General features: G+C 70.6%; 26 protein-coding genes. 17 read left to right on the top strand and 9 right to left on the bottom strand.

Annotated elements, in window-relative coordinates:
• Positions 1 to 122: 122 nt before the first annotated feature.
• The gene (locus ACIRJP_RS36070) at positions 123 to 560 is read right to left on the bottom strand and encodes a DUF3052 domain-containing protein (RefSeq protein WP_266733264.1); all 438 of its coding nucleotides are present in this window, start codon (positions 558 to 560) and stop codon (positions 123 to 125) included.
• A 471-nt stretch (positions 561 to 1031) separates the two neighbouring features.
• On the opposite strand from ACIRJP_RS36070, the gene aceE reads away from it, so the two are divergent.
• Positions 1032 to 3773 carry a pyruvate dehydrogenase (acetyl-transferring), homodimeric type gene (aceE, locus tag ACIRJP_RS36065; protein WP_404183797.1) on the top strand — a complete coding sequence of 914 codons (2742 nt, stop codon included), beginning with the start codon at positions 1032 to 1034 and terminating at the stop codon, positions 3771 to 3773.
• 108 nt (positions 3774 to 3881) lie between these two features.
• On the opposite strand, the gene ACIRJP_RS36060 is transcribed toward aceE, so the two are convergent.
• Both ACIRJP_RS36060 and ACIRJP_RS36055 read right to left on the bottom strand, forming a co-directional pair.
• Complete coding sequence (locus tag ACIRJP_RS36060) at positions 3882 to 4262, bottom strand: peptidase inhibitor family I36 protein (protein WP_404183794.1); 381 nt, start codon at positions 4260 to 4262, stop codon at positions 3882 to 3884.
• 215 nt (positions 4263 to 4477) lie between these two features.
• A complete protein-coding gene (locus tag ACIRJP_RS36055; protein ID WP_404183791.1) occupies positions 4478 to 6088 on the bottom strand; it encodes an MFS transporter in 1611 nt (536 codons plus the stop codon).
• 117 nt (positions 6089 to 6205) lie between these two features.
• Between ACIRJP_RS36055 and ACIRJP_RS36050 the strand changes: the two genes are divergently transcribed.
• The 6 genes from ACIRJP_RS36050 to ACIRJP_RS36025 all read left to right on the top strand — a co-directional run bounded on the left by ACIRJP_RS36050 (position 6206) and on the right by ACIRJP_RS36025 (position 12736).
• The gene (locus ACIRJP_RS36050) at positions 6206 to 6871 is read left to right on the top strand and encodes a TetR family transcriptional regulator (RefSeq protein WP_404183788.1); all 666 of its coding nucleotides are present in this window, start codon (positions 6206 to 6208) and stop codon (positions 6869 to 6871) included.
• A gap of 244 nt (positions 6872 to 7115) precedes the next feature.
• Positions 7116 to 8327: an alpha/beta hydrolase gene (locus ACIRJP_RS36045; protein ID WP_404183785.1), complete on the top strand. Its 1212-nt coding sequence runs from the start codon at positions 7116 to 7118 to the stop codon at positions 8325 to 8327.
• A 93-nt stretch (positions 8328 to 8420) separates the two neighbouring features.
• Complete coding sequence (locus ACIRJP_RS36040) at positions 8421 to 9389, top strand: DUF4429 domain-containing protein (RefSeq protein ID WP_404183782.1); 969 nt, start codon at positions 8421 to 8423, stop codon at positions 9387 to 9389.
• 117 nt (positions 9390 to 9506) lie between these two features.
• Positions 9507 to 10853 carry a sensor histidine kinase gene (locus tag ACIRJP_RS36035; protein WP_404183779.1) on the top strand — a complete coding sequence of 449 codons (1347 nt, stop codon included), beginning with the start codon at positions 9507 to 9509 and terminating at the stop codon, positions 10851 to 10853.
• On the top strand, positions 10850 to 11533 hold the full coding sequence (locus ACIRJP_RS36030; RefSeq protein ID WP_404183776.1) for a response regulator: 684 nt from the start codon (positions 10850 to 10852) through the stop codon (positions 11531 to 11533). Before ACIRJP_RS36035 ends, ACIRJP_RS36030 begins: the two co-directional genes overlap by 4 nt.
• 156 nt (positions 11534 to 11689) lie before the next feature.
• Positions 11690 to 12736, top strand: coding sequence for an alpha/beta hydrolase (locus ACIRJP_RS36025; RefSeq protein WP_404183773.1), 1047 nt, complete (start codon positions 11690 to 11692; stop codon positions 12734 to 12736).
• A 16-nt stretch (positions 12737 to 12752) separates the two neighbouring features.
• Here ACIRJP_RS36025 and ACIRJP_RS36020 read toward each other — a convergent pair whose 3' ends face one another.
• The 3 genes from ACIRJP_RS36020 to ACIRJP_RS36010 form a co-directional block, all read right to left on the bottom strand.
• Entirely contained in the window at positions 12753 to 13769 is a 1017-nt protein-coding gene (locus tag ACIRJP_RS36020) for an aldo/keto reductase (RefSeq protein ID WP_404183770.1), read from the bottom strand.
• The gene (locus ACIRJP_RS36015; protein ID WP_259927372.1) at positions 13769 to 14230 is read right to left on the bottom strand and encodes a MerR family transcriptional regulator; all 462 of its coding nucleotides are present in this window, start codon (positions 14228 to 14230) and stop codon (positions 13769 to 13771) included. Before ACIRJP_RS36015 ends, ACIRJP_RS36020 begins: the two co-directional genes overlap by 1 nt.
• An 85-nt stretch (positions 14231 to 14315) precedes the next feature.
• Positions 14316 to 14729: a hypothetical protein gene (locus ACIRJP_RS36010; protein WP_404183767.1), complete on the bottom strand. Its 414-nt coding sequence runs from the start codon at positions 14727 to 14729 to the stop codon at positions 14316 to 14318.
• A 135-nt stretch (positions 14730 to 14864) separates the two neighbouring features.
• Here ACIRJP_RS36010 and ACIRJP_RS36005 point away from each other — a divergent pair, with 135 nt between their 5' ends.
• Positions 14865 to 15686: a serine hydrolase domain-containing protein gene (locus tag ACIRJP_RS36005; protein WP_404183764.1), complete on the top strand. Its 822-nt coding sequence runs from the start codon at positions 14865 to 14867 to the stop codon at positions 15684 to 15686.
• A gap of 242 nt (positions 15687 to 15928) precedes the next feature.
• Here the strand turns inward: ACIRJP_RS36005 and ACIRJP_RS36000 are convergent, their stop codons facing one another.
• Complete coding sequence (locus tag ACIRJP_RS36000) at positions 15929 to 16384, bottom strand: ATP-binding protein (RefSeq protein ID WP_404183761.1); 456 nt, start codon at positions 16382 to 16384, stop codon at positions 15929 to 15931.
• Between the two features lie 85 nt (positions 16385 to 16469).
• On the opposite strand from ACIRJP_RS36000, the gene ACIRJP_RS35995 reads away from it, so the two are divergent.
• Entirely contained in the window at positions 16470 to 17318 is an 849-nt protein-coding gene (locus ACIRJP_RS35995) for a helix-turn-helix transcriptional regulator (RefSeq protein ID WP_404183758.1), read from the top strand.
• Positions 17278 to 17544 carry a DUF397 domain-containing protein gene (locus tag ACIRJP_RS35990; RefSeq protein WP_404183755.1) on the top strand — a complete coding sequence of 89 codons (267 nt, stop codon included), beginning with the start codon at positions 17278 to 17280 and terminating at the stop codon, positions 17542 to 17544. The genes ACIRJP_RS35995 and ACIRJP_RS35990 overlap by 41 nt, the downstream gene beginning before the upstream one ends.
• A gap of 70 nt (positions 17545 to 17614) precedes the next feature.
• Here ACIRJP_RS35990 and ACIRJP_RS35985 read toward each other — a convergent pair whose 3' ends face one another.
• Positions 17615 to 18562, bottom strand: coding sequence for a hypothetical protein (locus ACIRJP_RS35985; RefSeq protein ID WP_404183752.1), 948 nt, complete (start codon positions 18560 to 18562; stop codon positions 17615 to 17617).
• On the opposite strand from ACIRJP_RS35985, the gene ACIRJP_RS35980 reads away from it, so the two are divergent.
• Both ACIRJP_RS35980 and ACIRJP_RS35975 read left to right on the top strand, forming a co-directional pair.
• Positions 18561 to 19151 (top strand): GNAT family N-acetyltransferase, encoded by a 591-nt coding sequence (locus ACIRJP_RS35980; RefSeq protein ID WP_404183749.1) that lies wholly within the window; start codon positions 18561 to 18563, stop codon positions 19149 to 19151. The genes ACIRJP_RS35985 and ACIRJP_RS35980 overlap by 2 nt on opposite strands.
• A gap of 55 nt (positions 19152 to 19206) precedes the next feature.
• Positions 19207 to 19608: a hypothetical protein gene (locus tag ACIRJP_RS35975; protein WP_404183746.1), complete on the top strand. Its 402-nt coding sequence runs from the start codon at positions 19207 to 19209 to the stop codon at positions 19606 to 19608.
• Between the two features lie 19 nt (positions 19609 to 19627).
• Here the strand turns inward: ACIRJP_RS35975 and ACIRJP_RS35970 are convergent, their stop codons facing one another.
• Positions 19628 to 20284 (bottom strand): pirin family protein, encoded by a 657-nt coding sequence (locus ACIRJP_RS35970; protein WP_404183743.1) that lies wholly within the window; start codon positions 20282 to 20284, stop codon positions 19628 to 19630.
• A gap of 117 nt (positions 20285 to 20401) precedes the next feature.
• Here ACIRJP_RS35970 and ACIRJP_RS35965 point away from each other — a divergent pair, with 117 nt between their 5' ends.
• The 5 genes from ACIRJP_RS35965 (at position 20402) to fabF (ending at position 25270) form a co-directional block, all read left to right on the top strand.
• Positions 20402 to 21601 carry a PucR family transcriptional regulator gene (locus ACIRJP_RS35965; RefSeq protein ID WP_404183740.1) on the top strand — a complete coding sequence of 400 codons (1200 nt, stop codon included), beginning with the start codon at positions 20402 to 20404 and terminating at the stop codon, positions 21599 to 21601.
• Positions 21602 to 21690: 89 nt separating this feature from the next.
• A complete protein-coding gene (locus tag ACIRJP_RS35960) occupies positions 21691 to 22605 on the top strand; it encodes an ACP S-malonyltransferase (RefSeq protein WP_404183737.1) in 915 nt (304 codons plus the stop codon).
• 11 nt (positions 22606 to 22616) lie between these two features.
• Positions 22617 to 23618, top strand: coding sequence for a ketoacyl-ACP synthase III (locus ACIRJP_RS35955; protein ID WP_404183734.1), 1002 nt, complete (start codon positions 22617 to 22619; stop codon positions 23616 to 23618).
• A 63-nt stretch (positions 23619 to 23681) separates the two neighbouring features.
• Positions 23682 to 23930, top strand: coding sequence for an acyl carrier protein (locus tag ACIRJP_RS35950; RefSeq protein ID WP_266733232.1), 249 nt, complete (start codon positions 23682 to 23684; stop codon positions 23928 to 23930).
• 77 nt (positions 23931 to 24007) lie between these two features.
• A complete protein-coding gene (fabF, locus tag ACIRJP_RS35945; RefSeq protein WP_266733230.1) occupies positions 24008 to 25270 on the top strand; it encodes a beta-ketoacyl-ACP synthase II in 1263 nt (420 codons plus the stop codon).
• Positions 25271 to 25400 lie beyond the last annotated feature (130 nt).

Below are 25400 nucleotides of genomic sequence, written 5' to 3'. Positions count from 1 at the left end.
GGACCCGGGCCGCACGGCCCCGGTCGTACGGAATCCGCGCAGCGCGGGACCCGGTCGCACGAAGGCCCCCGGCGGCTCGGTGCCGTCGGGGGCCTTCAGGGCGAATGCGGGGCGAGCGTGGTTCAGCGCTTGGCCTTGGCCGCCTTCGGCGTGACCAGGCGGCTGCCCGTCCAGTCCTTGCCGGCACTGATGCTCTTGGTCTGGGAGAGACCGGCCGTCTGTGCGGCCTCGTTGATGTCGCTCGGTTCGACGTACCCATCACGGCCGGTCTTCGGCGTCATCAGCCAGACCGTACCGCCGTCCTCGATCAGACCAATGGCATCCACCAGCGCGTCCGTAAGGTCGCCGTCCTCGTCGCGGAACCACAGCAGGACGACGTCTGCGACGTCGTCGTAGTCCTCATCGACGAGATCCTGGCCGATTGTGGCTTCAATGCCCTCACGGAGCTCCAGCTCGACGTCGTCGTCGTAGCCGATCTCCTGGACCACCTGTCCGGGCTCGAACCCCAGGCGTGCTGCCGGGTTGGTCCGCTCCTCCGCGTGGTCCGCGGTCGCGCTCACGGGTTGCCTCCTGATCATGTTTCGGAAAATGCTTGAGCCACGCGCGTGCGCGGGGCGTTGGCCGTAGTCCACACGGGAGCGGCGGATCGCGCAAGTACCCGGCGTGCGAGACCGCCTAAACGGTGACGTTCCCTGCCACGTCGCCGCACTGTCGGCAGATCCCCTCCGGGGGCCCGGCGCTACCGTCCACACCCTTTACGTCCTTCCACAGCTTATGCCGTTTCCATCCACCATTCGGAGTCGAACATCCTTTGGGAACGCTTGGACGGGTTGGGCGTATGGTTGCGGTTTGGTCCGACCCATCCCCGCACTCCGGCCGCGATGTCTCGCAACACGGCGGTTACCCCTCGGTAGAGATGACGTTTGCGCCCTCGCGGTACACGATGGTGTTGGCGTACTTGCATACATCCCGGGGGCATGTTCTCCCTCAATCAGGCCCCGTAGAGCACCACCGAACAGCGAAGGAACAGCGTGGCTTCCGGATCCGATCGCAACCCGATCATCATTGGCGGCCTGCCGAGCCAGGTCCCGGACTTCGATCCCGAAGAGACCCAGGAATGGCTCGACTCGCTCGATGCCGCGGTCGACGAGCGAGGCCGTGAGCGGGCCCGTTACCTGATGCTCCGGCTCATCGAGCGTGCGCGCGAGAAGCGCGTCGCCGTGCCGGAGATGCGCAGCACGGACTACGTGAACACGATCGCCACGAAGGACGAGCCGTTCTTCCCCGGCGACGAGGAGATCGAGCGCAAGGTCCTCAACGCGACCCGCTGGAACGCGGCCGTGATGGTGTCGCGCGCCCAGCGTCCGGGGATCGGCGTCGGCGGCCACATCGCCACGTTCGCCTCCTCGGCCTCGCTGTACGACGTGGGCTTCAACCACTTCTTCCGGGGCAAGGACGACGGTCTGGGCGGCGACCAGATCTTCTTCCAGGGGCACGCCTCCCCGGGCATCTACGCCCGCGCCTACCTGCTCGACCGGCTGAGCGAGGCCCAGCTCGACGCCTTCCGCCAGGAGAAGTCGAAGGCGCCCAACGGCCTGTCCAGCTACCCGCACCCGCGGCTGATGCCGGACTTCTGGGAGTTCCCGACCGTCTCGATGGGCCTCGGCCCGCTCGGCGCGATCTACCAGGCCCGGATGAACCGCTACATGGAGGCGCGCGGCATCGCCGACACCTCCAACTCCCATGTCTGGGCGTACCTGGGCGACGGCGAGATGGACGAGCCCGAGTCGCTCGGCCAGCTCTCCATCGCCGCCCGCGAGGGCCTGGACAACCTCACCTTCGTGGTCAACTGCAACCTGCAGCGGCTCGACGGCCCGGTGCGCGGCAACGGCAAGATCATCCAGGAGCTGGAGTCGCAGTTCCGGGGCGCCGGATGGAACGTCATCAAGCTGGTCTGGGACCGCTCCTGGGACCCGCTGCTCGCGCAGGACCGCACGGGCATCCTGGTCAACAAGCTGAACACCACGCCGGACGGCCAGTTCCAGACGTACGCCACCGAGTCGGGTGCGTACATCCGTGAGCACTTCTTCGGGGACGACCCGCGGCTGCGCGACATGGTCAAGGACATGACCGACGACCAGATCCTGCACCTGGGCCGCGGCGGTCACGACCACAAGAAGGTCTACGCGGCCTACGCGGCGGCCAAGGCCCACAAGGGCCAGCCGACGGTGATCCTGGCGCAGACGGTCAAGGGCTGGACCCTGGGGCCGAACTTCGAGGGCCGCAACGCGACCCACCAGATGAAGAAGCTCACGGTCGAGGACCTCAAGCGGTTCCGCGACCGGCTGCACATCCCGATCACGGACAAGCAGCTGGAGGACGGCCTGCCGCCGTACTACCACCCGGGCCGCGACTCGGAGGAGATCCAGTACATGCACGACCGCCGCAAGGGTCTGGGCGGTTACGTCCCGACCCGGGTGGTGCGTGCGAAGCCGCTGGTCCTGCCCGAGGACAAGACGTACGCGACCGCGAAGAAGGGTTCGGGTCAGCAGTCGATCGCCACCACCATGGCGTTCGTCCGGATCCTGAAGGACCTCATGCGGGACAAGGAGATCGGCAAGCGTTTCGTGCTGATCGCGCCCGACGAGTACCGCACCTTCGGTATGGACGCCTTCTTCCCGAGCGCGAAGATCTACAACCCGCTGGGCCAGCAGTACGAGGCGGTGGACCGCGATCTGCTGCTCGCGTACAAGGAGTCGCCGACCGGTCAGATGCTGCACGACGGCATCTCGGAGGCCGGCTGCACGGCCTCGCTGATCGCCGCGGGCTCCGCGTACGCCACGCACGGCGAGCCGTTGATCCCCGTGTACGTCTTCTACTCGATGTTCGGTTTCCAGCGCACCGGTGACCAGTTCTGGCAGATGGCCGACCAGCTCGCGCGCGGCTTCGTGCTGGGCGCGACCGCCGGCCGTACGACGCTGACCGGTGAGGGTCTCCAGCACGCGGACGGCCACTCGCAGCTGCTCGCCTCCACCAACCCGGGCTGTGTCGCGTACGACCCGGCGTTCGGGTACGAGATCGCGCACATCGTCAAGGACGGTCTGCGGCGGATGTACGGCGGGACCCCCGAAGAGAACGAGGACGTTTTCTACTACCTCACCGTCTACAACGAGCCGATCCAGCACCCGGCCGAGCCTGCGAACGTGGACGTCGAGGGCATCCTCAAGGGCGTCTACCGCTTCAAGGCCGCCGACCGGGGCGAGATCCCGGCCCAGATCATGGCGTCCGGTGTGGCGGTCCCGTGGGCGGTCGAGGCGCAGCGGATCCTCGCCGACGAGTGGAACGTCCGGGCGGACGTCTGGTCGGCGACCTCCTGGAACGAGCTGCGCCGCGAGGCCGTGGACGTGGAGCGGTACAACCTCCTGCACCCGGAGGAGGAGCAGCGCGTCCCGTACGTCACGCGGAAGCTCTCCGGTTCCGAGGGTCCGTTCGTGGCGGTCTCGGACTGGATGCGTTCGGTGCCGGACCAGATCGCGCGCTGGGTGCCCGGTGCGTACCAGTCGCTGGGAGCGGACGGCTTCGGCTTCGCCGACACCCGTGGCGCGGCCCGCCGGTTCTTCCACATCGACGCGCAGTCGATCGTCCTGGCGGTGCTCACCGAGCTCGCGAAGGAGAACCGGATCGACCGTTCGCTGCTGAAGCAGGCCATCGACCGGTACGAGCTGCTGGATGTGACCGCGGCCGACCCGGGCGCGGCCGGCGGCGACGCGTAGGCACGACCGGAGAGATCCGGACCGGACGGATCCGAAGGGCGGCGGGGCCAGGTGGCCCCGCCGCCCTTCGGCGTTTCGCGGCCGGTTCCTCCGTGCTACAGCCCGCGGTCAGTTCTCCCAGATCTTGAAGGCCCTGACCTGGTACGGGGACCGGGGCACCCAGGTGCCGCCGCCCGGGTAGGTCTCGAACTCGCCGGTCTCGGCGCATTCCGCCGACTGGTACGTGGTGACGGGGCGGCCGGTGCGGTTGGCGAGCGACTGGACCCTGCTGCCCTTCGGCAGCGGGACGCAGCTCTCGATGTCGGTCGTGGACAGCTCGTGGATCCGGCGGGTGCCGGTGAACTCCGGCTTGTCCCAGAGGCAGAGCTGACCGGCGGCGCAGGACCCGAGCGCGACGGGCGCGGAGTGGGCGTCGGTCTGCGGGATCAGCGCGGTGGCGGCCAGGGTGGTGGCGGCCAGGGTGGTGGCGAGACGAACGGTCGTACGCATGGAAATCATCCCCCGTGGTGGTGCGGATCAGGTGTGCGAATCAGTCGTGCGGATCAGTCGTATGCACTCTGACCTGCGCGGAAGTGCCCGGGGAAGGGGGTGCGGGAGCACACCACCCTGATAGGCGACAGCCCCGCCGGAAGGGTCCGGCGGGGCTGTCGTTCGCACTGTGTTGACGCGTGGGCGCGGGCCCGGGGCGGCGTCGTGACGTCCGGTCAGATGTGACCGGCGCCCGCTCCCGCCTCGGCGTTCGCACCGCGCTTGGTGAGCGTGGCGACCAGCGCGGCGACCACCGCGACGATGCCGGCGACCATGAACGCCGTGCTCATCCCTGACACGAAGGTGTCATGGGCGACGCCCGCGATCTTCCCCGCGATCTCCGGCGGGACCTTCCCGTCCACCGGCGGGATGCCGACCTCGACGGCCGAGGACGCCTTGTCCAGCTGCTCCGGGCTCAGCGGCGGGAGCTGGGCAGCCTTCCAGTTGTCGGCCAGCTTGGAGTCGACCTGGGAGGCCATGACGGCGCCGAGCACGGCCGTACCGAGGCTGCCGCCGACCTGCATGGCGGCCTGCTGGAGACCGCCCGCGACGCCGGAGAGCTCCATCGGGGCGTTGCCGACGATGACCTCGGTGGCGCCGACCATCACCGGGGCGAGGCCGAGGCCGAGCAGACCGAACCAGATCGACATGGTCAGGGTGCCGGTGCCGATCTCCAGCTGGGACATGCCGAACATGGCGACCGCCGTGCACACCATGCCGCCGACCAGCGGGACCCGCGGGCCGAACTTGGTGATCATGGCGCCGGCGAGCGGCGAGGCGACGATCATCATGCCGGTCAGCGGCAGCAGGTGCAGGCCGCTGTCGACCGGGCTCAGACCGTGCACGTTCTGGAGGTAGAAGGTGACGAAGAACAGCCCGCCCATGAACGCGAAGGCCATCAGCACCATCAGGACCGCGCCCGCGGACAGCGGCACGGACTTGAACATGGCGAGCGGGATCAGCGGCTCCCTGACGTTCTTCTGGGAGAGCGCGAAGACCACGAACAGGGCCACGGCGGCGCCCAGGAAGCCGAGCGTCCTATAGTCGCCCCAGCCCCATTCGGAGCCCTTGATGAGCGCCCAGATCAGGCAGAACATCGCCTGCGACAGCAGCACGATGCCGCCGATGTCGAAGGAGCGCGGCGCGTTCTCGGCGCGGTGGTCCTTGAGGATCACCAGGCCCAGCACCAGCGCGAGCACCCCGACCGGCACATTGATGAAGAAGACGGACTGCCAGTTGACGTGCTCGACGAGCACGCCGCCGAGGATCGGACCACCGGCGGTCGAGGCGCCGATCACCATGCCCCAGATGCCGATCGCCATGTTCAGCTTCTCGGCCGGGAAGGTGGCGCGCAGCAGGCCGAGCGCGGCGGGCATCAGCAGGGCGCCGAAGAGGCCCTGGAGCACCCGGAACACAATCACCAGGGCGACGCTGTCGGAGACGCCGATGGCCCCGGACGCCGCGGCGAAGCCCACGACGCCTATGAGGAAGGTCTGGCGGTGACCGAACCGGTCACCGAGTTTGCCCGCGGTGATCAGGGAGACCGCGAGGGCGAGCATGTAGCCGTTGGTGATCCACTGGACGTCTGCGAGCGAGGCGTTCAGGTCCTGCTGGATGGCGGGGTTGGCGATCGCGACGATCGTGCCGTCGAGCGCGACCATCATCACGCCGATGGCCACGGAGAAGAGCGTCAGCCAGGGGTGGCCGCGCAGCCCCTTGGCGGGTGCGGGCGCGGCGGTTTCCTGCGGCTCCCGCGACGCCTTGTCGACGGTGGTCTGACTAGTCATGCCGGGGACATTAATGTCAGTCTCTGACAGTTGACAAACCATTTCACAAGTCGGTAACTGTCACGTAGCTCACAGGTACGCTGAGCTGGACAAAGCAGGAGAAAGAAGGCCAGTTAAGTGACCGATGGGCAGCGGGCCACGCATCCGACCGGGCTGCGTGAACGGAAGAAGCGACGCACCCGGGACGCCCTGCTGCACGCCGCCCTCGAGCTCTTCACCACGCAGGGCTACGACGAGACCACCGTCGACGAGATCGTCGAGGCCGTGGAGGTCTCCCAGCGCACCTTCTTCCGCTACTTCGCCAGCAAGGAGGAGGCCGCCTTCGCCATCCAGGAGATGGTGGAGTCCCGCTTCCTCGCGGAGCTGCGCCGGCGCCCCGCCGCCGAGGCCCCGTTCGAGGCGCTGCGCAGCGCGGTCCTCTGCGCCTGGAACAGCATCGGAGAGACGATCGAGGAGATCGTCACGGTCGAACTCCACATGCGTACGTACCGGATGATCGAGTCGACGCCCTCGCTGCTCGCCTCCCATCTGCGCCGGTGCGCGGTCCTGGAGAACCAGATCGCGCTGCTGATCGCCGGGCGCGAGGGGCTCGATGTGGACGAGGACCCGCGGCCGAGGGTCGCCGTGGCCGCGTTCTGCGGGGTGATGAGGGTGAGCGGTCAGCTCTGGGGGCGGGGCCGGGACGCCGGCGTGGACTCGCTGCGCGCGCTGACGGAGGCGCATCTGGACCAGCTCGGACCGGCCCTGGCCGACGACTGGCGGGCGGACACCCGGACGGCGTGACGGCGGGAACCCCGCACGACGGCTTCCGCCCCATGTGCCGCATGCCTCACTTTTGCGGCATGACCGACTTCACAACAACCGTGCCCCGACGGCCAGATGCGATCTCCAGGAGGCACTGCGCGCGCCTGAGCGTGCGTGCGACAACCACACAGCGTGAAAAGCGGGCCACCGAATTCCCCGCAGCGGAGTGATGTGTGTCACCCTCTTCACGGCTGTGGTCGCGCGTCTCCTAATGTGGGCGGAAGTGACTTCCTTCGACTCCTCCCCCACGCTCACCGCATGGCGCGCGCTGCTCGCCGTCGCGGTCGTGTTCGTGATGCTGGCGACCACTGGCTGGACCGCCGTACGTCACCAACGCTCCGACGAGCCACGCACCGTCGCACTCGCCGCCTGGGCGCGGGGACAGGTAGCGGGTCATGCGCTGCCGGACGCCGACGCGCCTCCGTACCGACTGGCCCAGTTCTTCGGCACGCTCACGGCCGCGCAACGCACCGCGCTGGCCGACAAGTACCCCTTGGTCGTGGGAAATCTGAACGGCGCTCCGGTTACGCTGCGCTACCGCGCCAATCGGCTGGCCGTGGCGCAGGCGCGGAAGGTCGAGCGGCAGCGCATGCACGATGTGCGGCTCTCCCCCGACGGCCGCGCCGAGGCGGTCCGCCGGATGCACCGCTTCGATTCGATGCTCGCCCGCGGCCGCCACTTCCTCGCCTTCGACCCGTCCGGCAAGGGCCGTGCCGCGGAGGTGTTCGGCAGTCTCGACCGGGCCGAGCGGATCTCTGTGATCGTCCCCGGCGTCGACACCAACCTGCTGACGCTGGAGCGGACCGGGGCCAAGGTGAACGCCGCCCCGGTCGGCATGGCGAAGTCGCTGTACGCGGCGGAGCGCGCCGCCCGCCCCAGTACCCGTACCGCCGTCATCGCCTGGGCCGACTACACCACGCCCGCCGGGGTCGGCATGGACGCGGCCCTGGGCAACCTCGCCGAGCGCGGGGCGGTGCGGCTGAACGCACTGCTGGGCGCGCTGCCCGGCAACGCCCCGGTCTCGCTGTTCTGCCACAGCTACGGCTCGGTGCTGTGCGGGGTCGCCGCACATGAACTGCCCGCCAGGGTCGGTGACATCGCGGTGGCCGGCAGCCCCGGCATGCGGGTGGAGAACGCCGCGCAACTGCGCACCGGAGCCAGGGTGTGGGCGATGCGCGACCGGGGCGACTGGATCGCGGACGTACCGAACCTGGAGCTCGGCGGCCTGGGCCACGGGGCCGACCCGGTCGAACCCCGCTTCGGCGCGCGGATCGTCGCGGCGGGCGACGCGGTCGGGCACAGCGGCTATTTCGAGCCGGGGACCGAGAGCCTCGGCAACTTCGCCGCCATCGGCGTGGGCGCCTACGACTCGGTGAGCTGCGCGGCCGCCGACAGCACCTGCGACGAAACAATCACCGGAAGCCGGGCCGTCTGAAAGCCGCAAGGCCTGAAGACCCTGGGTGCGCCATCGATCGCGGCCTGCGCCGAGGGGGGACGTGTGGGGCAAGTGCCGCATACGATGAGGCACATGGGTGATGTGCTGGCTGGAATTCATGCCACCTGGGAGTTCGACACCGACTCCGTGCTCATCCGCTTCGAACGGGGGATCCGCACGCCGAAGCTCTTCCAGAGCCTGCGTGAACGCCGCGTCCCGCACGCGGCGCTGTCGTCGGTGACGCTCACCCCGGGCAAGCGGGGCACGGTGGTCCTGCGTGCCGTGCCGAGACATGGTGCCGACCCACTGGTCGAGGCCGCGGCCGGGCAGTTGAAGGACGGCTGCGATCCGTACCGGCTGGTGCTGCCCGCCGAGCGCGAGACGCTGGCCGAGTACTACGCGGACGAACTGCGCGCCCGGCTCGGCCCCGACGCGGCGGAGCCCGCCGACCGGTTCCTGGTCGCGGCGCCCGAGGCGCCGATGCAGTTCAAGGCGTACGACGGCCGGGCCGGCTTCGACGGCCACCGGGTCTCCTTCCGCTGGTTCTGGACGGGTGCCTCCACGGCGAAGTGGAAGGCCGGCGACCAGACGTTCCCGGTGACGGAGCTGAGCGGTGTCGAGTGGCGCTCCCCGGAGGCGTTCGAGGGTTATCTGCGGCTGGTGCCCAGGGGCCTGGAGAACGCGGTCCCCAGGCCGGGCGCGGGCCCCGACCGGAGCGGTGGTCCGGGCCTGGTCGCGGATCCGGGTCAGGGCTCGGCGCACGGCCCGCAGCCGATGGCGCCCCGCCCCACCAGCGCCGATCAGGACCCGGCTGCGGTGGTCTTCGGCCTCGGCTACGGCCCGGTGCACGAGTCGCTGCCGTTCGCCGCGGCCGTGCTGGAATCGGTGCGCAGGAACCATTCGGCTGCCGTCGCGCCCGCCTCCGTCCTGGCGGGCGCCGGGCGGCGCGACCCCGCGGACATCGCGGAGCGGATCCGGCACCTCGGGGAGCTGCACCGGTCCGGCCTGGTGACGGACGACGAGTTCAGCGCCAAGAAGGCCCAGCTGCTAGCCGAGCTGTAGGGCCCTGCGGCCGGTCCGCCCGGCCGGTCGGTAGTACCCCCGTACGAGAGCCCGGCGGCGAACCGGAACCCAGGTATGACGCCACCGGGCAGCTCCGCTCCCTAGGCTGATCCGGCCATGACCACTTCCCCGCCCCATGCCCCGCCCGGGGCGCCGCCGCGCCCTCAGCCCGCCGCCGACGGCCTGGTGAGCGCCGCCCGCCGCAATCTGCGGGAGATCGTCCACGGGCTCGCCCACCCATCCCACCCCCCGGTCCCGCCGCTCGCCGACGCGTCCAAGCGGTGGCGGCGGCTGCTGCCGTACGTGGTCGTCTTCACCCTCGCGGCGGTATTCGTCCCGGTCACGCTCAGTATGCTGACCAACCAATACGGTATGGCCGAGGGGCTCGCGGGCCTGCTGACCGTCGCCCAGACGGCGCCGCTGCTGATGCTGGCGCACCGCCCGCTGCAGGCGTGGTGGATCGTCTTCCCCGCCGACATCGTGGGGGCGCTGGTACTGCTGGTGTACCGGGAGCCGCTGATGGACATCTGGCCCTGGCCCCCGCCCACGCTGATCTGCTACCTCTTCGTGATGCTGGCGGTGGCCCTGCGCGAGACCCGGCGGACCGTGGTCTCGGTCTGGGCGCTGACCGCCGTGGCGAGCCTGGTACTGCACCTGGGCGGCACGGACCGCAGCAACGGCACCTCGGCGCTGCTCCCGGCGTTCGGCGCGGTGTTCATGGTGATCGGTGCGGTGATCCGGGAACGGGGCGACGCACAGCGCCGGCTCGCCGAGCAGGAGACCATCAGCGAGGCCGAGCGGGCGCAGCGCACGCTGCTGGAGGAGCGCGCCAGGATCGCCCGTGAGCTGCACGACGTGGTCGCGCACCACATGTCCGTGATCACGGTCCAGGCCGACTCCGCGCCGTACCGGATCGGCGGCCTCCCCGAGCAGGCGCGCGAGGAGTTCGCGACGATAGCGGGGAGCGCGCGGGAGTCGCTGACGGAGATGCGGCGGCTGCTCACGGTGCTGCGCAGCGACGGCACAAAGGGCGAGCGGGCGCCGCAGCCGGGGCTCGACCGGGTGCAGCAGCTGGTGGAGGCGACGGTACGGGCGGGGCTGCCGGCCGAGCTGTCGCTCCCCACTCAACTGCCAAACGTGCCACAGACGGTGGACGTGTCGGCGTACCGGATCGTGCAGGAGGCGCTGGCCAATGTGATCCGGCACGCGCCCGGTGCGCGGACCCGGGTGTCGGTCGCGTCCGACGGCACGCATCTGACCGTCCTGGTGGTCAACGACCGGGCGGAGAAACCCGATTCGCCGCTGGAGACGACCGGGACGGGGCACGGGCTGGTCGGTATGCGCGAACGCGTACGGTTGACCGGCGGCACGCTGGACACCGGACCGCTGCCCGAAGGCGGCTTCCGGGTGGCCGCGCGGCTGCCGCTGCCCCCTGTTGCTCCCACGGTTCCGGAGGACTCGTGACCATTCGCGTGATCATCGTCGACGACCAGGCCATGGTGCGGGCGGGGTTCGCGGCGCTGCTCGCGGCGCAGAGCGACATCGACGTGGTCGGTGAGGCGCCGGACGGGCGCCGGGCCATCGACGTCAGCCGCAGCGTCCACCCGGACGTGGTCCTGATGGATGTCCGGATGCCCGAGATGGACGGCCTGGCGGCGGCCCGCGAGCTGCTGAACCCGCCGGTGGGGGTGGCGCACCGGCCGAAGGTGCTGATGCTCACCACGTTCGACGTGGACGACTACGTGTACGAGGCGCTGCGCGCCGGGGCGTCCGGCTTCCTGCTGAAGGACGCGCCGCCCGCCGATCTGATCTCGGCGGTACGGGTGGTCGCGGCGGGTGAGGCGCTGCTCGCGCCGTCCGTGACACGCCGCCTGATCGCGGACTTCGCCCGGCAGGGCCCGACCGGGGCCACCCGGAGCGGCCAGTCGCTGCGGCTGAACGGCCTGACTCCGCGCGAGACAGAGGTACTCGAGCTGATCGCGCGGGGCCTGTCGAACCAGGAGATCGCGGGGAAGCTGGTGCTGGCCGAGCAGACGGTGAAGACCCACATAGGCCGGGTGCTGGCCAAGCTGGACCTGCGGGACCGGGCGCAGGCGGTGATCTTCGCGTACGAGGCGGGGGTCGTGGTGCCGGGCGAGGGGTGAGGGTCCGGCCCCCACGCCCTACCCGGGTATGACCCCGTACTTGGCCCCCTGGTGTGACGTCCCTGGGCCCATCCCCTCCCTAACTTCCTCCCCGTCGCGCCGAACGGCGCACGAGGCCCGGAGCAGCCGGCTCGACCGGAGAGGGAGGACGATGGGATGCGTCGTTACGCGAGGACTCTGGTCGCGGTCGCGCTGGCCACCACCGTGATGGCGGGAACGGCCGGCTGGGCGTCCGGGAACGCACAGCAGGCCCTCACCGGGCCGCCCCCGGGCACGGCGGCCTGGCGCGCCGATCACGTACTGGGGCGGGAACTGCCTGATCCAGCGCGGAGCACGCCCGCCGAAGTGGCGCGCTTCTTCCGGGGGTTGACCGCAGCACAGCAACAGGCCCTGGCCGTACGCCATCCGCTCGTCGTCGGCAACCTGGACGGCGCTCCGGCCGAGCTGCGCTACCGGGCCAACGCCCTGTCCCTGCGGGCCGGTCACGACCCCCGGTACGCACACCTCAGAAAAGATCAGAAGCGGAAGATCCTCGCGTTCGACCCGCGCGGACGCGGTCAGGTCGCCGAGGTCTTCGGGGACCTGCGCACCGCACGCCATGTCGCGGTCGTGGTGCCGGGCTCGGACATCGACGCCGGGACCTTCGACCGTACGCACGATGTGTACGGCACTCCGGCGGGCATGGCGAAGGCGCTGTACGCCCGGACCGGGCCCGGCAGCGCCGTCGTCGCCTGGGCCGGGTACACCACGCCCGTGGGCCTCGGAGTCGACGCGGCGACGGGGTCGCTCGCCGAGGCCGGGGCCGGCCGGCTGACCCGGTTCACGGACGGACTCGCGGCCGACGGCGTGCCCGCGCCCGCCGTGTTCTGCCACAGCTACGGCTCCGTCGTGTGCGGGCTCGCCGCGTCCCGGCTGCGCGCCAGGGACCTGGTGGTGCTCGGCTCGCCCGGGATGCGCGCGGACGACGCCGCCGATCTGCGCACCGGGGCCCGGGTCTGGGCCGCGAAGGACGCCACGGACTGGATCGACGACGTGCCGAACGTCGAGGTGGCGGGGCTCGGCCACGGCCCCGACCCGACCGCCCCGCAGTTCGGCGCGCGGCGCGTCCCGGCCGACGACGCCCGGGGCCACACCGGCTACTTCGCCCCGGGCACGGACTCGCTGCGCGCCTTCGCCGCGATCACCGAGGAGAAGGCGCGGTGAGCGAAGCGGGCGGCGGCTACTCGCGGGCGGTGGCCGTCGAGCTCATGTCCGGGTACCGGTCCCCCGCCACCTGCCCGGCGATCGGCTCCAGCTGTGCCAGCTCCTCGGCGGTCAGGACGAGCCGGGTGGCGGCCACGTTCTCCAGCAGCCGGCTGCTCTTGCGGGTGCCCGGGATCGGCACCACGGTCAGCCCGTGCACCTGGGCCCGCTGCTGTACCCAGGCGAGCGCCACCTGCGCGGCCGAGGCCCCGTGTGCCGCCGCGATCTGGTGGACCGGTTCCAGCAGGGCGGCGTTCTTCTTCGCGTTGTCGCCGGTGAAGCGGGGCTGGTACTTGCGGAAGTCGCCCTCCGACAGCTCCTTGGCCGCGTCCGCGAACGCCCCGGTCAAAAAGCCCCGCCCGAGCGGCGAGTACGGCACGAGAGTCACCCCGAGCTCGACGGCGGCCGGTACGGCGCTGCGCTCGACGTCCCGGCTGAAGAGCGACCACTCCGACTGGAGGGCGGCGATCGGGTGCACCGCGTACGCCTCGCGCAGCTCCGCGCCGGTCACCTCGCTCAGCCCGAGCTGCTTGACCTTGCCCTGCTGGACCAGCTCGGCCATCGCGCCGACGGACTCGGCCAGCGGGACGGCCGGGTCGCGGCGGTGCATATAGTAGAGGTCGATGACCTCGGTGTCCAGTCGTCGCAGGCTCTCCTCGACGGCCTTGCGGATGTACGCGGGGTCGTTGCGCACGCCCCGGTAGTGCGGGTCGTCGTCCCTGCGCTCTATGGCGAACTTCGTGGCGAGCGTGATCTCGTCCCGGTGCGCCCCGACGAACGGGGCGAGGAAGGTCTCGTTGGCGCCGCTGCCATAGACGTCCGCGGTGTCGAAGAGGGTGACGCCCGCCGCCAGCGCCGTCTCCAGCGTCTCGCGGGCCGCGGCTTCGTCGGTGTCGCCGTAGAACTCGCTCATGCCCATGCAGCCGAGTCCCTGCACGCCGACCCGCGGTCCGCCGTTGCCGAGCTCCACGGTGGTGATCTTGTCGTCAGTCATCAGGCACTGGGCCTCTCCGGCGCCCGCCGGGCGCCCGCATAGAAGTCGATCTTGTAGTCGAGCACGGCGAGGGTGTCCTGGAGCTCCGCGATCCTCGTGATCACGTCGCGGCGGGTCGCCTCCAGCAGCTCCTGCCGTTCCTCGAAGGTGTGCTCGCCCTCGCGCAGCAGCTCCGCGTACCGCACCATGTCGGCGACCGGCATCCCGGTCAGCCGCAGCTTGCCGACGAACGCCAGCCAGTCCAGGTCGCGGTTGCTGAAGCGGCGCTGGCCGGTGTGGGACCGGTCGACGTGCGGCATCAGCCCGATCCGCTCGTACCAGCGCAAGGTGTGCGCGGTGAGCCCGGTGAAGGCGACGACCTCGCTGATGGTGTACCGGTCCTGGCCCTCGGGGCGCGGATGCGCCTGCGGGGCCGTGGCGCAGGCGTCCACCTTCACTGAAGTGCTCTCCATCACCGTCATGCCCTCCACGCTAGAACCTTGGAGTGCACTCGAAGCAAGCGCAATCGGGAACGGGTTCCGGCGACGGCCGGGCCATCCGGCGAAATCAGCCCGGAACGCCGGGCGCCTGCGGGTTCAGGAGGCGACGGACCGTGACGGTGTCCGCTTCGGCAACGAGGATTCTGATCCCTGAACCTTCGGCCGACCGGTAGTGCAGGACTACCAACCCACCTCGCCAGCTCGGTTCCGCCTTCACGAAGGTCGCTTCGGGAACGACGACCGGGCCGCGATATCGCCGCTCGAACGCGACGCCGGAGCGAGAGGCGGCCAGCTTCCCGTAGACCATGCCCTTCCTGCCCGTGACCTCCACCCACGCGACCCTGCAGGGCATCTCGAAGGACTCTCCCGCTTCGGCATCGGCCGCGCGACGCACTGCCCGGCGCCGCACGACCGCTCTCGCCGCCCCGCCCCCCGCGATACCCACCAACGCCAAGGACACCCACTCCACGATCACCGACATGCTTCAGCCCCCCACTCCGATCGCCGGCCACGCCAGCCCGAGAGTAGGCGCCACTGCCGCAGCCGTACACGCCCCCGTGCTGCCCTCGCCGACCGGCGACGTAGCGCACAACGCCCGCCCGTTACGCTCGTACGCATGCAGAGCCTGGCGATGATCGACAACTGGCCCGTCCCCACCGCGGCGGCTGCCGTCGTACGAGCGGACGGCACCGTTCTCGGTACGCACGGCCCGACCGCGCACCGTTTCCCGCTCGCCTCCGTCACCAAGCCGATCGCCGCCTACGCGGCGCTGGTGGCGTACGAGGAGGGGGCGGTCGAGCTGGACGAGCCGGCGGGACCGGAGGGGTCCACCGTGCGGCACCTGCTCGCACACACCAGCGGGCTCGCCTTCGACGAGCACCGTACGACGGCCGCGCCCGGCACCCGCCGCCTCTACTCCAACGCGGGCTTCGAGGTGCTCGGCGACCACATCGCCAAGGCCGCCGACATTCCGTTCCCGGAGTACGTGCGCCAGGCCGTGCTGGAACCCCTCGGGATGACGGCGACCACGATCGACGGCTCGCCCGCCAAGGACGGTGTCTCGACCGTCGACGACCTCGTCCGGTTCGCGGCGGAGGTGCAGGCGCCCCGCCTGCTCGACCCCCGTACGGTGCTGGCCGCGCAGACCGTCGTACACCCCGGCCTGAAGGGCGTACTGCCGGGCTACGGCCATCAGAACCCCAACGACTGGGGCCTTGGGTTCGAGATCCGGGATTCCAAGTCGCCGCACTGGACGGGCAGTTCGTCGTCGCCCGCGGCCTTCGGCCACTTCGGGCAGTCCGGCACCTTCCTGTGGATCGACCCGGTCGCGGGCGCGGCGTGCATCGCGCTCACCGACCGGGCCTTCGGCCCGTGGGCCGTCGAGGCGTGGCCCCCGTTCACGGACGCGGTACTGGCGGAGCTGGCCGCCGCCCGCTGACGCGCGGCACTGTCGCCGCCCGGCGCCCCGACTCGGACCGGCGAGTTCGTGGCCGTGTGCGTGGGGTGTGGCCGCCGAACGTGACACTCTCACCCTCATCTGTCACGTTGAAAAAGCACACCCGCCTTGGCGGGCATGCGCGATCCGCCGACGGAGCCGTACGAGACCTGTCCCGCCAGGGCTTCACGACCGCCCATGGACGGGTCGCCGTGCGGCGAGGTCGGCTCGGAGCACGATGAGACCTACCGTGATGCGTCCGGCTCCGATCCCGGGCCGGCGGCGGCCAGGCACTCGAACCACACGGTCTTGCCGCGGCCGTCCCGGCGCGGCTCCACGCCCCACTTGTCGGTGACGGCGTCGACCAGCACCAACCCACGCCCGCCCTCGTCGAGTTCGTCCCCCGTCACCACCCTCGGGACGTCGGGGCAGCTGTCCGCGACCTCCACGCGCACGCCGCCGGCCGTGAGCAGGAAGATGAACGTCTGACAGCGACGGCCGGGCACGTATCGCACGACGTTCGCGATCAGCTCGGTCAACGCCAGCTCGGCCGCGTCGGCCACTTCCAGCAGGCCCCAGCCCGTGAGGTAGAGGCGCAGAATGCGGCGCAGGTGCCGGGCCGAGTGCTCGCCCATCGCGAAGTCGGCATGGTAGTTCGGCTCCACCATGTCTCCGGCCCGCGGATCAATTACGTGATTCATGTCACCAGCGTGCAGCGGACTGATTACGCTCGGCTACGTACGGAAACGAACGCCGCGAGGCGTTGAACGCCGGAGGTGCCCCGCCGTGGCCAACATCCAGACGCTCGATCCCAACGCCTCCCCACTGGACTACTACGGCTGGGAATTACGTCGCCAGCGCGAGGCGCACAGCCTCAAGCAGGGCCAGCTCGGCGACATCATCTTCTGCACCGGCTCGCTGATCGGCCAGATCGAGACGACGAAGAAGATCCCCACCCGCGACTTCTCGGAGCGGGTGGACGCGGCGCTCGGCACGGACGGCGTGTTCTCGCGGCTGGTCGGCCTGGTCCTGCGCAGCCAGCTGCCGACGTGGTTCCAGCCGTACGCGGACATGGAGGCCAAGGCCGCGTACATCTCCACGTACCAGGCGCAGATGGTGTACGGACTGTTGCAGACGGAGGAGTACGCGCGGGCGCTGCTGGCCACCGGCATGCCGGACGACCTGGAGAGCCAAGTGGCAGCCAGGATCGAGCGCCAGCGCATCCTGGAGCGAGAACGGCCCCCGCTCACCTGGGTCGTCCTCGACGAGGCCGCACTGCACCGGCCGATCGGTGGCGACGAGGTCATGCGGAGGCAACTGATCCACTTGTTGGAATTCGCCGATCACCGCTGGATGCGAGTTCAGGTGCTGCCCTTCGTGGCCGGTGAACACGCAAGCTTGGCGGGGTCGTTCAACTTCCTGCGCTTCGACGACGACCACGACATCGTCTACACCGAGGACGTCATCTCCGGCCATATGACGGCCAGCCCCGACACCGTCAGGGAAGCCGCGCTCCGTTACGCTCATTTGCAGGCCGCAGCCCTCTCCGTCGAGGAGTCCGCGGCGCTGATCACCCGCGTGATGGAGGAGCGTTATGGAGACCGGCCACGACCTGAAGAACGCGCGGTGGCGTAAGTCCAGTTACAGCGGAAACACCGGCGGCGACTGCGTCGAATGCACCGTCACCGGCGGCGCGGCCTGGCGCAAGTCCAGCTACAGCGGCACCAACGGCGGCGACTGCCTCGAAGTGATCGACGGCCTCCCCTGCGCCGTGCCCGTGCGCGACAGCAAGAACCCGGACGGCCCCGTCCTGATCGTCGGGGCCGACGCCTGGCGGGCGTTCGTGGGCGGGCTCGTCTGACGGCACCGCCAGGAACCGTACGGCGAAGGGGCCGGGGCGACCGCTGGTCGTCCCGGCCCCTTCGTCTTCGTCAGACGAGCGGCTCGATCATGTGGGTCCGGTGCTGGGACCGCGTGGCGGCGTCGCCCGACCAGGCCGTCCGGTTCGGGTCGAGACCCACACCGTTGGCGAGGCCGAGACGGGCGATCACCGCGTTGTGCTCGACGCAGGCCTGCCGCAACGGATCGATGAAATCGCTCTGCAAGTCCGCCTGGGCGACCGCCGCTCCGGCGCTGACCTTCGCCTCGATGAAGTCGTAGACCCGCTCCAGCTGTTCGGAGCGGGGCGTGATGGCACCGTCCTCGGTGAAGTTGAGGTCCGCTCCGCTGCTGCCCGGGTCGTCGTTCCTGACCGCCGGTTCGGGGCCGAGCGCGAAGTTGGCCGGGACGTTCTTCAACGCCTTCGACACGGCGTTGAGTTGCGCGCTGTTGCTCGTGAACGCCGTCGGGGCGACCGGTGCCAGGGCCGTCACGACGTCGGTGAGCTGGGTCGCGGTGAGCAGCCCGGCAAACTTTTCGAGCAGCGACTTGGGCACGATGTGGTGCAGGGTGTGCACGAGTGCGTTGCCCGGGTTGGCCGCCTTCTCCGTGGCCAGCGCGTTCTTCGTCGGGTTGTTCTTCCAGTCACCGGCACGCTGGACCGGCGTCGGGCCCGCACCGTCGCCGGTGCCGGAGCCGGCGCCCTGGCGGAGCATCTGGACGACGGCGGCGTTGCCGAGGCTGCTCTGGAGGGCCAGCGGCAGGTGCTCGGGGAGTTCCTCCGTCTCCGGACGCCTCACCGGCGTACGCGCGCGAGCGGAGCCATGCGTGCGGTCGAAGTCGCGTGCGCGCATCAGAAGCCTTCCGGAGGGGTGCAGGGTGTACCACTCCATGCCTACGTCGAAGGCCCTGGTGCGGGCCAGGTACCCGAGGGCAGAAACGACCGGCCCGCCGGACAGAGCGACATGGCCGACCCGGCACCCGCTACTCTCCTCGGCCATGGCAGACATAGTCCGCGCCACCGCAGCCGACGTCCCCGCCCTCGCCGCCGTGCTCGCCAGTGCCTACGCCGAGGATCCCGTCTGGAGCTGGCTCATGCCGAGCGACCGTGACCGGCGGCTGCGGCTACTGTTCACCGCGCATCTGGCCCAGCAGGTCCCGGCCGGCCGGGTGTGGACCGATCCGGAGCGCACCGTCGCGGCGGTGTGGACGGAACCCGGGAAGTGGAAGCTGCCGGTGACGTACCTGCTGCGCAACGCGGGGCCGCTCGTACGCGCGGCGAGGACTCAACTCCCACGTACGGCAGGGCGGTTGTTCACGATGGAGCACCGCCATCCGGCCGGTCCGGAGCACTGGTACGTCGAGTACATCGGCACCCACGCCGACGCGCGCGGCACGGGGCGCGGAGCCCGGGTGCTAGGCGGGCTGCTGGAGCAGGCGGACGCGGACGGGCGGCCGGTCTTCCTGGAGTCCAGCAACCGCCGCAACCTCACCTTCTACCAGCGGCACGGCTTCACCGTGCACGAGGAGATGACGTTCCGGTCCGGGCCGCCGATGTGGTCGATGTGGCGCCACAGGGACGCGGGCTGACCTGGGTCGACGAGGCACGGTGGGGCATTGCGGGTCGCTGCTAGATTCGTCCGCCATGCGATCACGTGAGTACGACCTCGACTTCCGCGACCGGGCCACCCGGATACGGGCCTGGGGCATCGGTCTGCTGTCCCTCGCCGGGCTGCTGTGGGTCTGGTGCGCAGTGCTGCTGCTGACGCCGTACGAGGTGGACAGGAAGCCCGACGACAAGTACCCGGCGCAGTGCCAGGCGCGGCTGTTCACCGAGTACGGCACGGCCAACCAGGGCTTGCAGCGCGGGGATTACTGCGCGGACGAGCGCGACTGGCCCGAGGCGGTGGCCGTGCTCGCGCTGTCCCTGCCGGTGTCCATCATCGGTGTGGCGCTCCACACCAGCGGCAGCGTGAGCCGCCGGATGAGCGCCCACTCCGAGGCGATGCGCGAGCTGGACAGGCTCACCGGCACCCCGAAGGCGTAGCCCGCACCCCTGCCCGCCCTCAGGCGCCGAGCTCCCAGAGCAGCACCTCGGCCGCCCCCTCCGCCACCAGCTCCAGCCCTTCCTCGCCGGTGATCCGCACCGAGTCGCCCGGCTCCAGCTCCTCGTCGCCGAGCCGTACGCCGCCGGCCACCACATGGACGTACACCCGCGCCGCGTCCGGTACCGCAACCCGCTCCCCCGCGCCCGGCCGGCGCACATGGAGCAGCGCACCGGCCGCCGGGAGGGCGTACGGGGCAAAGTCGGCGATGCCGGGGACGATCGTGTACGAGGGTTCGCCGCCCGGTTCCAGCGGGGCCAGCCACATCTGGATGAACGTCAGCGGGGTGTCGCCGTCATTGCGTTCGACGTGGCGCACGCCGGACGCGGCACTGAGGTGCTGGAGGTCGCCGGGCCGTACGACCGTGGCGTGGCCGGTGGAGTCGCGGTGGGTCAGCTCGCCCTCGACGACCCAGGTGACGATCTCCGTATGGCTGTGCGGGTGTTCCTCGAAACCCGCACCGCTCTCCAGCCGCTCCGAGTTGCACGCCAGGATCGCGCCGAAGCGCAGATTGTCCGGGTCGTAGAAGCCGCCGAAGGAGAAAGCGTGCCGGGACAGGATGCCGGCGTCCTGGTCCCCGCCCTGGAAGCGGTCCTCGGCGCGGTGTACGGAAATCACCCGCCCACGGTAGCCGGGCCGGCGCGCGGCCCGATCTCCCGGCCGCTACCCGCCGGTACGACACCGGGGCCGCCCCGGCCCTCCGTGCACGTCGCCCGATAAGGCAATCTTGTCTCCGTGCCCCGACCCGATCCTGAGCAGCCCGCTGCGAACGCCGCCCACCTGCATGCCGCCACCCTGAAACGGCTGGAGCAGTCCTCCGGCCGGCTCGCCGCGAACGCGATCGCCCGCATGGACGAGTCGCTGCCGTGGTACCGGGCTATGCCACCGGAGAACCGGTCCTGGATCGGGCTGGTGGCCCAGGCCGGTATCGCGGCGTTCACCGAGTGGTTCCGGCACCCGGACACCCCGCAGGCCATCTCCACCGATGTGTTCGGCACGGCTCCGCGCGAGCTGACCCGGGCGATCACCCTGCGGCAGACCGTCGAGATGGTGCGGACGACGATCGAGGTGATGGAGGCCGCGATCGAGGAGGTCGCCGCGCCCGGCGACGAGTCGGTGCTGCGCGAGGCACTGCTCGTCTACGCCCGGGAGATCGCCTTCGCGACCGCCCAGGTGTACGCGCAGGCAGCCGAGGCGCGCGGCGCCTGGGACGCCCGGCTGGAATCGCTCGTCGTCAACGCGGTGCTGTCCGGCGAGGCCGACGAGGGCGCCGTCTCGCGCGCGGCGGCGCTCGGCTGGAACTCCCCCGAGCACGTCTGCGTGGTGCTCGGCACCGCCCCGGACGGCGACAGCGAGCTGACGGTGGAGGCGATCAGGCGGGCCGCCCGGCACGCCAAGCTCCAGGTCCTGACCGGGGTGCTCGGCAACCGCCTGGTCGTCATCGCGGGCGGCAGCGACAGCCCGATCCATGTCGCGAAGGCGCTGATCGGACCGTACGCGGCCGGCCCCGTCGTCGCCGGCCCGGTGGTGCCGGACCTGCTGGCGGCCACCCGGTCCGCGCAGGCCGCGGCCGCCGGGCTCAAGGCGTGCGGCGCCTGGCAGGACGCGCCCAGGCCGGTGCTCGCCGACGATCTGCTGCCGGAACGCGCGATGGCGGGCGACCCCGCCGCACGGGACCAATTGGTGGAGGAGATCTACAGACCGCTGGAAGAAGCGGGCTCCGCGCTGCTGGAGACACTGAGTGTCTATCTGGAACAGGCGAGCAGCCTGGAAGGCGCGGCCAGAATGCTCTTCGTCCACCCGAACACCGTGCGCTACCGGCTCCGACGTGTGACAGACGTCACCGGATGGTCGCCGTCCGACGTCCGCTCTGCATTCACTCTGCGGATCGCCCTGATTCTGGGGCGCTTGGCCGCGAGAGATCCTCAGTCCTAGACTTTTGTCGGACATCAACAATTCCCCATACGGTTCTTCGTCCCTGTCCCCACGGGTGTTCGGGACCGTTCACAAGAGAGAGTGTGAGGGTGCTCGTACTCGTCGCTCCCGGCCAAGGCGCTCAGACGCCCGGCTTCCTGACTCCCTGGCTCGACCTCCCCGGTGCCACCGACCGCATCGCGAAGTGGTCGGACGCCATCGGGCTCGACCTCGTCCACTACGGCACCAAGGCCGACGCGGACGACATCCGTGACACCTCGGTGGCGCAGCCGCTGCTGGTGGCCGCCGGCCTGCTCTCCGCCGCCGCGCTCAAGGTTTCGCCGGACGTCGTCGCAGGTCACAGCGTTGGCGAGATCACCGCTGCGGCCTACGCCGGAGTCATCGACGACGAGGCCGCGCTGCGTCTCGTACGTACCCGGGGGCTCGCCATGGCCGAGGCCGCCGCGGTCACCGAGACCGGCATGGCGGCGCTGCTGGGCGGCGACCCCGACGTGTCGGTCGCGCACCTGGAGAAGCTCGGGCTGACCCCGGCGAACGTCAACGGCGCCGGCCAGATCGTCGCCGCCGGCACCGCCGCGCAGATCGCCGCGCTGACCGATGACATGCCCGAGGGCGTGCGCCGCGTGGTGACCCTCAAGGTCGCCGGAGCCTTCCACACGCACCACATGGCCCCCGCCGTCGACCGGCTGCGCGAGGCCGCCGCGGAGCTGAAGCCCGCCGACCCGGCCGTGACATATGTCTCGAACGCCGACGGGAAGGCCGTCGCCACAGGCGACGAGGTCATCTCCCGGCTGGTCGGCCAGGTGGCCAACCCGGTCCGCTGGGACCTGTGCATGGAGACCTTCAAGGAGCTGGGCGTCACGGCGCTCATCGAGGCATGCCCCGGCGGCACCCTCACGGGCCTCGCCAAGCGCGCGCTGCCCGGCGTGAAGACGCTCGCGCTCAAGACCCCCGACGACCTCGACGCGGCACGCGAGCTCATCTCCGAGCACGCGGGCGTCTAAGGAGCCCGAGCATGTCGAAGATCAAGCCCAGCAAGGGCGCCCCGTACGCACGGATCATGGGGGTCGGTGGCTACCGCCCGACCCGCGTCGTGCCCAACGAGGTGATCCTCGAAACGATCGACTCGTCCGACGAGTGGATCCGTTCGCGCTCCGGCATTGCCACCCGCCACTGGGCCTCCGAGGAGGAGACCGTGGCCGCGATGTCCGTGGAGGCGTCCGGCAAGGCCATCGCGGACGCCGGGATCACGCCCGAGCAGATCGGCGCCGTGATCGTCTCCACCGTCTCGCACTTCAAGCAGACCCCGGCCATCGCGACCGAGATCGCCCACCTGGTCGGCGCGGGCAGGCCCGCCGCCTTCGACATCTCGGCCGGCTGCGCGGGCTTCGGCTACGGGCTGACCCTCGCCAAGGGCATGATCGTCGAGGGCTCCGCGGAGTACGTGCTGGTCATCGGCGTGGAGCGGCTCAGCGACCTCACCGACAAGGAGGACCGCGCGACGGCCTTCCTGTTCGGTGACGGCGCCGGTGCGGTCGTCGTCGGTCCCTCCAAGGTGCCGGCCATCGGCCCGACGGTCTGGGGCTCCGAGGGCGACAAGTCCGAGACCATCAAGCAGACCGTGGCGTGGGACGAGTTCCACGCCGAGCGCCCGGAGAAGTTCCCGGCCATCACCCAGGAGGGCCAGGCGGTGTTCCGCTGGGCCGTCTTCGAGATGGCGAAGGTCGCCCAGCAGGCGCTGGACGCGGCCGGAATCGCCCCGGAAGACCTGGACGTCTTCATTCCGCACCAGGCCAACATGCGGATCATCGACTCGATGGTGAAGACCCTGAAGCTGCCGGAGAACGTCACCGTCGCCCGCGACGTGGAGACCACCGGCAACACCTCCGCCGCCTCGATTCCGCTCGCTATGGAGCGGCTCCTGGCGACCGGAAAGGCGAAGAGCGGCGACACCGCGCTCGTCATCGGCTTCGGGGCGGGTCTCGTCTACGCCGCGACGGTCGTTACCCTCCCCTAGGCACACCAGGCCTTTTCGGCCCGCAAGCCCCAACCTGCAGATAAACATCGAAGGAGCGCCAACATGGCCGCCACTCAGGAAGAGATCGTCAAGGGTCTCGCCGAGATCGTCAACGAGATCGCCGGTATCCCGGTCGAGGACGTCCAGCTGGACAAGTCCTTCACCGACGACCTGGACGTCGACTCGCTGTCCATGGTCGAGGTCGTCGTCGCCGCCGAGGAGCGCTTCGACGTCAAGATCCCCGACGAGGACGTCAAGAACCTCAAGACCGTCGGCGACGCTGCCGAGTACATCCTCAAGCACCAGGGCTGATCCGGCCCGGCTCTGTGTCGCCACCCGGCGGTGGCGCCGCTGATTCACGACCCTCTACACGTGGAGAAGATTTTCCAGTGAACTCGACCAATCGCACCGTGGTCGTCACCGGTATCGGCGCAACCACTCCGCTGGGTGGCGACTCGGCGTCGACCTGGGAAGGTCTGATGGCCGGTCGTTCCGGCGTCAAGCCTCTCGAGGGCGAGCGTTTCGCCGAACTGCCCGTCCGGATCGCCGCCCTCGCGGCCGTCGACCCGGGCGACGTCCTGCCCCGCCCGCTCGCCCGCAAGCTGGACCGCTCGGCGCAGTTCGCGCTGATCGCGGCCCGTGAGGCCTGGGCGGACGCCGGTTTCACCGGCAAGGCCGGCGAGGACGAGAAGATCCAGCCCGAGCGGCTCGGCTCGGTCATCGCCTCCGGCATCGGTGGCGTGATCACCCTGCTCGACCAGTACGACGTGCTGAAGGAGAAGGGCGTACGCCGCGTCTCCCCGCACACCGTTCCCATGCTCATGCCCAACGGCCCGGCGGCCAACGTCGGTCTCGAGGTCAACGCCCAGGCCGGTGTCCACACCCCGGTCTCCGCCTGCGCCTCGGGCGCCGAGGCGATCGGGTACGCCGTCGAGATGATCCGCACCGGCCGTGCCGATGTGGTCCTCGCCGGTGGCACCGAGGCGGCGATCCACCCGCTCCCGATCGCCGCGTTCGCCAACATGATGGCGATGTCCAAGAACAACGACGAGCCCCAGAAGGCATCACGTCCGTACGACACCGGCCGTGACGGCTTCGTGCTCGGCGAGGGCGCCGGGGTCGTCGTCCTGGAGTCCGCGGAGCACGCCGCGAAGCGTGGCGCCAAGGTCTACTGCGAGGTGCTGGGCCAGGGTCTGTCCGCGGACGCCCACCACATCGCGCAGCCCGAGCCGACCGGGCGCGGCATCGCCGCCGCGATGCAGAACCTGCTGGACCAGACGGACCTCAAGCCGTCCGAGGTCGTGCACCTCAACGCGCACGCCACGTCGACGCCGCAGGGCGACGTCGCGGAGCTGAAGGCGCTGCGCAAGGTCCTGGGCGACGACCTCGACCATGTCGCGATCTCCGCGACGAAGTCGATGACCGGTCACCTCCTCGGTGGCGCCGGCGGCATCGAGACCGTCGCGACGGTCCTGGCGCTGCACCACCGGATGGCTCCGCCGACGATCAACGTGGAGCACCTCGACGAGGCGGTGGAGGCGGACATCGTGCGTGACGAGCCGCGTCCGCTGCCGGAGGGTTCGATCGCCGCGATCAACAACTCGTTCGGGTTCGGCGGACACAACGTGGTCCTGGCGTTCCGCAGCGTCTGACCTGCGAAATCAAGCCCCTCCGGCGATTGAGGAGTGGGGGTGCGGGGGCAACGCCCCCAGGGGGGGGGGGGGGGGGGGGGCGCGGCCGGGGGGGGGGGGGGGGCCGGGGGCGGGGGGGGGGGGGGTGGGG

Origin of the sequence: Streptomyces sp. NPDC102437 (genome assembly GCF_044765565.1) — a bacterium.
Classification (GTDB): Bacteria; Actinomycetota; Actinomycetes; order Streptomycetales; family Streptomycetaceae; genus Streptomyces.
Note: the sequence above shows the minus strand (reverse complement) of the source record. Positions and strands in the feature narration are given on the sequence as shown.